The 8,840-nt window shown below is 61.9% G+C and carries 6 protein-coding genes and 3 pseudogenes; 2 read left to right on the forward strand and 7 right to left on the reverse strand.

Features of this window, described 5'->3' with window-relative positions:
* Positions 1 to 2: 2 nt before the first annotated feature.
* Both CIW48_RS22450 and CIW48_RS22455 read right to left on the reverse strand, forming a co-directional pair.
* Positions 3 to 2,027: an AAA family ATPase gene (locus CIW48_RS22450; RefSeq protein ID WP_246695372.1), complete on the reverse strand. Its 2,025-nt coding sequence runs from the start codon at positions 2,025 to 2,027 to the stop codon at positions 3 to 5.
* A 99-nt stretch (positions 2,028 to 2,126) separates the two neighbouring features.
* Positions 2,127 to 2,564: a hypothetical protein gene (locus tag CIW48_RS22455; protein WP_197739368.1), complete on the reverse strand. Its 438-nt coding sequence runs from the start codon at positions 2,562 to 2,564 to the stop codon at positions 2,127 to 2,129.
* Positions 2,565 to 2,596: 32 nt separating this feature from the next.
* On the opposite strand from CIW48_RS22455, the pseudogene CIW48_RS22460 reads away from it, so the two are divergent.
* A pseudogene (locus CIW48_RS22460) lies at positions 2,597 to 2,851 on the forward strand (response regulator); the annotation flags it as partial.
* A 345-nt stretch (positions 2,852 to 3,196) separates the two neighbouring features.
* On the opposite strand, the gene CIW48_RS22465 reads toward CIW48_RS22460, so the two are convergent.
* The 4 genes and pseudogenes from CIW48_RS22465 to CIW48_RS22480 form a co-directional block, all read right to left on the reverse strand.
* Positions 3,197 to 3,958 carry a L,D-transpeptidase gene (locus CIW48_RS22465; RefSeq protein WP_149312728.1) on the reverse strand — a complete coding sequence of 254 codons (762 nt, stop codon included), beginning with the start codon at positions 3,956 to 3,958 and terminating at the stop codon, positions 3,197 to 3,199.
* A 664-nt stretch (positions 3,959 to 4,622) separates the two neighbouring features.
* The gene (locus CIW48_RS22470) at positions 4,623 to 5,153 is read right to left on the reverse strand and encodes a VOC family protein (protein WP_149312741.1); all 531 of its coding nucleotides are present in this window, start codon (positions 5,151 to 5,153) and stop codon (positions 4,623 to 4,625) included.
* Positions 5,154 to 5,219: 66 nt separating this feature from the next.
* Positions 5,220 to 6,065 (reverse strand): annotated as a pseudogene (locus tag CIW48_RS22475) (alpha/beta hydrolase); the annotation flags it as partial.
* 50 nt (positions 6,066 to 6,115) lie between these two features.
* Complete coding sequence (locus tag CIW48_RS22480; protein WP_149312729.1) at positions 6,116 to 7,000, reverse strand: NAD(P)-dependent oxidoreductase; 885 nt, start codon at positions 6,998 to 7,000, stop codon at positions 6,116 to 6,118.
* Positions 7,001 to 7,174: 174 nt separating this feature from the next.
* Between CIW48_RS22480 and CIW48_RS22485 the strand changes: the two genes are divergently transcribed.
* Positions 7,175 to 8,035 (forward strand): LysR family transcriptional regulator, encoded by an 861-nt coding sequence (locus tag CIW48_RS22485; protein ID WP_149312730.1) that lies wholly within the window; start codon positions 7,175 to 7,177, stop codon positions 8,033 to 8,035.
* Between the two features lie 66 nt (positions 8,036 to 8,101).
* Here the strand turns inward: CIW48_RS22485 and CIW48_RS22490 are convergent.
* Positions 8,102 to 8,839, reverse strand: a pseudogene (locus CIW48_RS22490) (ABC transporter).
* Position 8,840 lies beyond the last annotated feature (1 nt).

Here is an 8,840-nt window from a genome sequence, read left to right on the forward strand (position 1 = left end):
GGTCAGGCACCCGCGGGAGGCGGCGGGGTGAGACGAGCGACAATTGAGGTCAGGAGTGCGCGCAGTTCTTCGGGAGCGGCGCCTGCGAGGGCAGCCGGGTCTTGTGCACTCAACACCCGAACGTGGGTGCTGGGCTTGCCGCGCCCCAGGAATAGATACCGATACCAGCGCATCAAACCGTCTTGGTCGGCAGCGTACAGGTGAGGCAGACCGTCGTCGCCGAGAACCGCCATGCGCGGCTCCCCTGCAGGCGAGGGCCCCTGGCGGCGGGGTTCGACGACCTGATAGGCGAGCGGGAGAGCCTTCAGCATCGAGTAGTCGAGGTCGAGGGGCGTGCAGAAGAAGACATTGAACTGGCGCAGCCAATTCATCCAGTTTGTAATATTCGCAGTGTCCTCGATCGGCAGAGCATCGAAAGCCGCCAGATTGGCGGCTGGCCCTTGGGGGTTAAGATGCTGTCCGAAGATGGCCTGTGGCGTGACGTTGTTTGCGAGCAGTTGCGTGCAGGCCGTTTTGATACGTCCCCACCCACCCCCAGAACGGCCCCAGTCGAGATCCAGCAAGGTAGCGTAGGGGATGTCGAGATCGGTCAGTAGTCGCCAGAGGTGGTTCACATGCCGACCGCCCAGCGGAACTACCGCGACAAATGATCGATCGATGTCGAGCCCCATCGCCTCGGCGAGACGGGGAAGAACGACCTCCTCGGACGCACCTTCTCCCAGCACGACGAAGCGCGCGAAATAGAGTTCGGGATAGGTCCGCACGGCCTCGCGAATGAATTTCGATGCCTCTTCCTCGCCGACGGGGAGGTTGATCGGGCGGATGCGGGCCGTTCGATCGTGCGGATCGAGCCGGAAGTGCCGGACCTGCGTCGGATCCACCCGGGCGAGGATGCTTGGGGAATGGCTGGAGACAACGGCCTGCGCCTGCGGCGACTTCGTCAGGTCCTGTATCTGCCGGACGATGCGGGAGAGATAGAAGGGAGCGAGATTGTTCTCGGGCTCTTCGATCGCGATGAGCGTGAGCGCCGGTAACGGTACGCCGCCAGCCTGGAAACCGGCCCCAGCAGGATCGGCGACGATCCCGGCTTCAACGTCCAGTGTCGCCGCGGTCATCGCCAAATGGAAGAGCGATCTCTGGCCGTCGCTCAGGTCATCGAGGGCTCGCTCCCGGCCTACCTCGTCGGGGCGGAAGACTACCTCTACCTTCCGGATGAAATGCTCAAAACGCAGATCGAGCGGGCGGAAGACCGGCGTCGTGTCGGTCCCGGCTGTGTAAACTTCCTGCCACCGCCGCGTCACCGCTGCGGCAAACACATCGACGGCCGGCTCCCCGGCGAAAGCGCCGTTCAAGGCGGCGCCGACGTTTGTGAACGTGTCGCGGACTCCCTGCGACCAGTTGATGGCACGCCACAGCCTGCCGCGCAGAAAGGCCGTCACCTGGGAGGCACCGTCCCGCGTCGCCGGCACGTAGATCATTTGGATCCGCGCTCGGTCGGCGGCTTTCAACTCGGTGCAATCAGCGTCGGTGAACGCCCCGAAAGTCCGGACCGCCCAGTATTTCTGTTCAATCGCACCGTCGAGCGAACCATCATCGGTCCAGGTCGCTTCGAGACGCAGGCGGCATTTCAGCTTGCCCGCCTCGTCGGCGGCCATCTGGTGGAAGAATTCGGGAATCGCCACGCCGCCGGTGCTGTCGGCGTCCAGTTCCGGAAAGGCGATAATTGCCTCTAGGACGAAGTTTCGCTGCAGCGGCGCGACAAGTTCGGTAGAAGGGACATGGAAATCCTGGCGCCGTAGGCGTCGCTGATCGCCGGTCACACCGAATAGGCGTTGCAGGGCCTGCATTAGGGCGGTCTTGCCCGCACCGTTGACGCCGATGAAAGTGGTGAAGCCGGCGTTTAGGTCGACGCTTGTCGTGTTAGGCCCGAAACAGCGGAAATTTGTTAGATGGAGCCGATCAATAAACACGTTTACAATTCCCTTAATTGCGTTGCTCGTAGGTATCGAGCTTATCTTGATCAGCAACTGCGCTCGCCGGAAATTTCGCCATCGTTGCTGTAGCGGTCAGCGTCTACCTTCTGCGCGCCAGCAGACGGAGTGAGCGTTGGCGGCTCATCGATGCGACTACATGAAAAGCCGCACGGGATAGGATTGAGGCTGGAGCTTCTGCATCCGTTTGACAATCGTCGCGAGCGTACCGGCGAAGTTTAGCGTCACGGGAAGTCGATCGTATGGACCATCGTTGTTCCAGTCCATCTTGGTGAGCGCGAGAGTCTCGCGGCAGAGGTCGTCTATGCTCCCAAGTCCGGCGTGACGGACCAGAAGCAGCGGCTCGGGAATCCCTTTGCCTTCTTTGTAGTAGTCCTTACCGCCAGCTGCGGCAGGCAAGTTTCCCTGCGTCCATAGTGAGTCCTCGTTAGACCCGAGCTGAAACGTTGTTCCGCGATGACAGGGGTAGCCATGAGGCTGTTGCGGACCAACGATGAAGACGCCACGCCACCCACAGCTCTGCTGCACATGAACGAGTTCGATCGAGTCGGCGTTTTGGAGCGCGTCGAACACACCTTCGATCTCGTCGGCACGAAATTCTGTGGAAAGTGCTTTACTCAGACGTACGCATTGACCTGCTGGTTACCGACGTTGGGCTGCCCGGCGGTATGAATGGGCGTCAGATGGCGGATGCCGGCCGGGAGCGGCGCCCTGACCTGAAGGTGCTGTTCATCACCGGCTACGCCGAGAACGCGGTCCTTGGGAACGGACACCTTCGGCCAGGTATGCAGGTCCTGACCAAACCGTTTGTGCTGGAGACACTCGCCTCGCGGATCAAGGATCTCATCGCCGGGACTTAGCAGTTCGTTACCGAGGTTCGAGCCTATTGGCATGTGACGAATGTCGGGCTTGGGGACAGCCGTCGGTGCATGCAGAAAGCAGCTAATCGTCAACTCTCCGGCAATTTCGGCTCAGGCCTAAAAGCCGACCTACCGGTTTTGCGCTCATCCGCTATTTGACGTGGCGTAGTCTGGCCGAAAGCGGAACGACTGCTTCGGAGAAGGGCGGCTGCAAAGACCGACAAACCTCTGCTCACCAAGGCTGCCACAAAGGTTGACGTTGGCGCATCCACGAAGCGGCGCTTCGTGAGATGTCGGCCGAGTCGAGCTCGCCGAGCGCTGGCCGCTCAGCATGATCTCGTCTGGTCAGCCCGCGTCGGGTCCCTCTTCTTCGCGCGCTGTCGCGACGGCCTCTAGCGGCTCGACGTGCTCGTCGGGCCGCAGCACCACGACCTTGGTGTTCACGGGCACGCGCTCGTAGAGGTTGATGACGTCCTGGTTGAACATCCGGATGCAACCGGACGAGACGTTCGTGCCGATGGTATGCGGCTCGGTCGTGCCGTGAATGCGGTAGAGGGTGTCCCGGTCGCCGTCGAACAGGTAGAGCGCGCGTGGGCCGAGCGGGTTCGTTAGGCCCGGCGCCATGCCGTTGCGCCAAGGGCCGTTGCGCTCGGGCTCGCGCCGGATCATGTCGGCAGTCGGCGTCCAGCGCGGCCATTCCGCTTTGCGCCTGATCTCGGCGGTCCCGTTCCAGGCGAGACCGGCCTTGCCGACACCTACCCCGTAACGCAGGGCTCGGCCGTTCTCGCGCACGAGGTAGAGAAACTTGTTGCCCGGATCGACCACCACGGTACCCGGCGGCTCGCTGCGCGGGTATGCGACCTCCTGGCGGAAGTAGCGCGGATTGACCTTGCTGATGTCGGTCGCCGGCAGCGGGAAGCGCTCGGTGGGGTTCGCCCCGTACATGGCGAGAAAGCTCGGGTGCATCGGCGCGACGCTGGCGATTGCCCCAACGTCACGATCGGTCGCCATGCAACCCGCCGCCAGCAGCGTGAGCGACAGCACGGAAGCGCCGCGCAGCGCTCGGTCACGGGACGGGTGCAGGCCGTCGGGCAGGTTCTTCGTCATGGCTCTGCGCTCATGTCCAGTCATAGCGTCACGCTTATTCAACGGCCGTCACATTTCTCTGCTGTGCCGAAGTCGGGCGCAAAGATATGCAAACAATTTTCATAGTAAATTTTTTACATGATTCGATCATTGATACAGCATGAAGGCTGCATTGGCAGTGCGTCGATCCTGACAGCTTAGACGAGACGGAGATCTCGCGTTAATCTCTGAAGACGTCCGCGCCGCTTACGCGTGAACCGGCCGCTTTGAGCAAGCGACGAGCATGCTCAGCGACGGGAGGGTCATCGTGGCCCCGACGGTCGACATCGAGGCCCGCTGCAGTCTTCAGCCTTCGTCCCGACAGAGGGCAGAGAGGGGGCGAGCAGGACGGGGGCGTCGAGCTCGGAGCCGGGCTGGCGGCCCTTGCGCTGCGCTGTTGTCTGCCGTGACCGTCAAACGAGTCGCCCACCGGCTCACAAAGTAACGGTGCTTTACCGGTAGTGGGCTGCCGCGGGCCAAACTCGCCGGCTGGGCCCCCGGCGTTTCCAACGCGGACACGCAGGCCGTTTCTTGAGGCATGGGCCGCCGCGACCTTCCTGGGCGAACCCCAGGATCGATGCGCGCGTCGCTTCAACGACTCCGGGATCGCGGAAGCCTTCCCGATGCAAACCGCTCGTCCTCCTACTCAATCCTCGTCCTGCCATCTGCGCAGATCAGTTTGGTCATGATAGGCCATGCGGTCCGGCGCCGTGATGAATTCCACCGTCGTGCCCCAGGGCATACGGCAGTAGCAGACCTTGTTTCTCGGACCTTTCTCGGTTGCATAGGGAATGGCGCGTGGCGCGGTGAGGGGGGTACCGCCGGCCTTTTCGAAGCGCTCGACCGAGGCGTCGATGTCGTCGGTGTAGAGACCGAAGTGGGTGATGCCGAAATCGCTCGCTCGGACCGGCTGGGCCTGTTCGGGGCCGTGCATCTCGAAGAGCTCGATATCGGGTCCGATTCCGATCCTGACCATCGCCTGCCCACGTACGACCGTTCCAGGGAATGCGCCGACGGCCCGCTCGAATTCGGGCCCCTGCCGCGGCGAATCCTGCGGTCCGAAGGACTGATAGAGCACTTGGCCGCCCAAAGCTTCCACCAGGAACGATTTTGCTGCTTCGATGTCGGGCACCGTGATGCCGATATGATTAACCCCGCGAGGGACAGGTGCGGTCATGTCGGCTTTCCTTTCGTGATCGATCGCGATCCGCCCGGCCGACGACGGCACGGGCGTGGAGTTTCGATTGGTCTTGATGAAATTGATCAGGGCGGCCGCGACTTCGTCCGGCCGCTCATCCGCGACATAGTGGCTGCACCGCGCAATCGAGCCGCCCGTCACGTTGATCGCGAATTCCTTGAGCATCGGCACCATCTGCGCACCGAATCGCTGGTCTCCGCCGAGGCCGAGAACCGGCATTTCGAGCGGCTGCTTCTTGTACTCGAGCGCAGCCGCATGGTCGGCGCCGAGGGTGCGATACCATTCCATGCCGCCGCGGGTGCGGCCGGGAAGCGCCATCGCTTTCGCGTAGATCTCGATGTCCGCCGGATTGAAGGTGCTGTGATCGTAGAACCGCTCAGCCATGAACGTCGAAACATAGTCGTACTCGCGACCATGGATCAGACGCTCGGGCAGATCCCGGTTCATATGAAAGCTGAAGTGCCAGAGCCTTGCGATCGTCGCCTCCCACCCCGTCCAGCCGGGAAGCGGAACGTCGAGGACAGAGAGATGCGTAACAGCGTTTCGATGACGGGCTGCCTGCGACAGGGCCACCATGCCGCCGATGTCGTGTCCGCACACCGCGTAGCGGTCATGCCCAAGGGCAACCATGACCTCGTGCGCGTCGCGCGCCATGGTGGCTTTGTCGTAGCCGTCCAGCGGGCAGTCGGAAAAGCCTGCACCGCGTAGATCCATGGCTACCACGCTGAACCGTTCTGCCAGCAGCGGCATCACACGGTGCCATTCCCACCATGTTTCTGGCCAGCCGTGAAGCAGAAGGATCGGCGGGCCTAAGCCTCCCGTGACCGCGTTGATCTTGATGCCATTCACTGGCACCAGCTGCTGGGTAAACCCCTTCAGAGCTGCGATCATAGTCGATCTCCAATCAATGGTGACGGTCCAGCAGAGCTCGCCTTCAGCGCTCAGCGCTCGCCAGAAGCGGCGGCGATCGCGATGTTACGAACCGTCATATCGGCCATGATCGACCAGTCCTTCTCTCCGAGGCCCGCCAAGACAGCTCTGGTAAGTCCCTCGCGGACAGCTTCAAGCATCGGGAGCGTGCGCCCGATCTGGCTGCCGGCCTCGATCGCCAGGCGCATGTCCTTCAGCGCGAGCTTGGCTTTGAAACCGGGCTCGAATGATCGGTTCGTGATCTGCGCGCTGTAGCTCTCATAGGCGCGGCCCGAGAAAAGGGTGCCCAGGATGAGTTCAAAGAAGACCGCGCGATCCAAGCCGACGCTCTCGGTCAGCACGACACCCTCAGCCATCGCCTCGATAGCCATGGCAATCATCGCGTTGCAGGCGATCTTAGCGGCGTTCGCACGCGCGGGATCCTCCCCCAACTTCCAGACCTTCTTGCTGATCGAAGCGAGCAACGGCTCGACCGCGGCAATCGCATCGGCCGTCCCAGCTGCCAGGATGTTGAGCTGGCCGCGCGCCGCTACGTTCGGTCGCCCGAGCACCGGCGCGGACACATAGCCGAGGGCCGCCTTTGCGTGCAGCAACGCCAGTTCTCGCGCGAAAGCGACTGAAATCGTCGATGTGATGACATGGGTCAGCCCCGGTCGCGCCCGTGCGAGCAGGCCGGCATCGAGGATGACCTCCCGAATGGCAGGATCGTCGGACAGCATCGTGAAGACTGCGTCGGCCTGGAATGCATCCGCCGCGAGCGGGACCAGCGTTATCCCGTGAACGCGATCCTGGACGATCCTGCTACGGTTCCAGGCCCGCACCTCATGGCCTGCCTTCACCAGGTTCAGGGCCATGGCTGAACCCATACTGCCGAGACCGATGAATCCGATCTGCATGATCCATCTCCTGCCGTTCGGATGAGAGCTGTGCGCGGGATCGGACGCAGGCCGTTGAGCGAGCATCGGGCTGAGACCTGCGCCTTCAAATCTCGGCAGAAACCTACACGGTCAGATTTGTTCTTGAAGTGACGAAGCTGTATTCCTAGCATTCAGTTTTGTTCGGGTGCCGCGATGGAATGGAGTGACGTCAGGGTCTTTCTCGCTGTCGCGCGATCGGGCACGCTCGGCGGCGCCGCGCGTTCCCTTCAGACAAGCCATCCGACTGTCGGCAGGCGTCTGCGCGCGCTTGAGCAGGCGATCGGTCACACGCTCTTTCAGCGGACTGCGGACGGTCTTGTCCTGACCGAGGAGGGCCACGGGATCATCGCGCTGGCGGAGCAGATGGAAGAAGGCGCGCTGGCCATGGAGCGCCGGCTCGCGGGGCAGGAGCAGAACCTCAAGGGCAGTCTGCGCATCTCATCGGCGGACTGGTTCGGGGCCTATGTCTTGCCTCCCATCTTGGCGGATTTCTCGAAGGCCTACCCCAGTGTCGACGTCGAAATCCTGACTGGCACGCGCCTGTTCAACCTCGCACAGCGAGAGGCCGACGTCGCTTTTCGTATCGTGCCGTTCAACACTGCCGATGTCGTACAGCGTCGGCTCTTCAGGCTCGAATACGGCGTCTACATCGCCGAGGAGGCGCCAGACCCGGGATACGGCGATGGGACGGGTTTCCGGTTGATCACCCATGAGACATCGACGGGTCACTTCCCGGACATCGCGTGGCTCATCGAGAGTTTTCCCAACGCGAGACCGGTCCTGCGATCGAACAACCGCAACGTCCAAGGGCGCATGTGTAAGCAAGGCGTTGGCATCGCGGTCTTGCCGCGCGTCGTCGGCACTCAGATCCCTGGTATCCGCAGGCTGGAAATGCCGACGCAACCGCCAGCGCGAGATATCTGGATGGGATATCACCGAGATTTGCGGCGTCTTCGGCGTCTTCGTGCGTTCATTTCGACCGTATCGGACCATCTCGTGAACGCGACCGTATGATGTGCTGCCGGGGTCAGTTATCAGATGACCGACGAGGCAGTGCGCGAGCGCCTCGGCCGCCGGCGCTCAGCCTTGCAGTTTCGACACGACGTGCTTGACCAACAACAGGCCGACACTCACGCACGTCAGGCCAAACACAACAACATAGAGATAATCGACCTGCAAGCCAGCATCCGGGTAGTAAGCTGACCGTACCCACTCGGACACCTGCAAAGCGGGGTTGTACTTCAGCCAGTAATAGATCTGTTCAGGCAGGAAGCTTGGCAGGAATATGACGCCGCTGGAAACGTAGAGAAGGATGCTGAACAGGGCATAGCCGATCAATCAGCCAGGGAAGAACCCGATGATGGCGACATTGATCGTGCCAACGCCGATGCCGAGCATGATGGCGGCAACATAGCCGCAGACTGCAGTGATAGGGTCTGCAGGAACCGGGTCGACGCCGATGATGGTCAAGGCGGACATGACCACGATCAATGCCAGAAAGCCGGTCACGATCTCCACCAGTACACGAGAGAATATCAGATCGAACAGTTTGACCTGCGGATAATACGTCAGCGGCCGGTTCATGATGACCGACTTCATGACCTCGCGGGATACGTATTGAAAGACTAGAACTGGAACTGCGCCCGATGCGAAGAACAGAGCCCTGTCGCCGCCAAGCGGCGCGGCGATCTTCTGGAAGGTGTAGATTGTGATCAGCGCAAAGACATGCACGCAGGGCCAAAGCACGACGACACCGTAGCCCCAGAGTGAGGCGCCAAAGCGTGTGCGCATGTCACGGAGGATGAGGGCGTGCAGCACA

The organism is Methylobacterium sp. P1-11 (genome assembly GCF_008329595.1).
GTDB lineage: Bacteria > Pseudomonadota > Alphaproteobacteria > Rhizobiales > Beijerinckiaceae > Methylobacterium.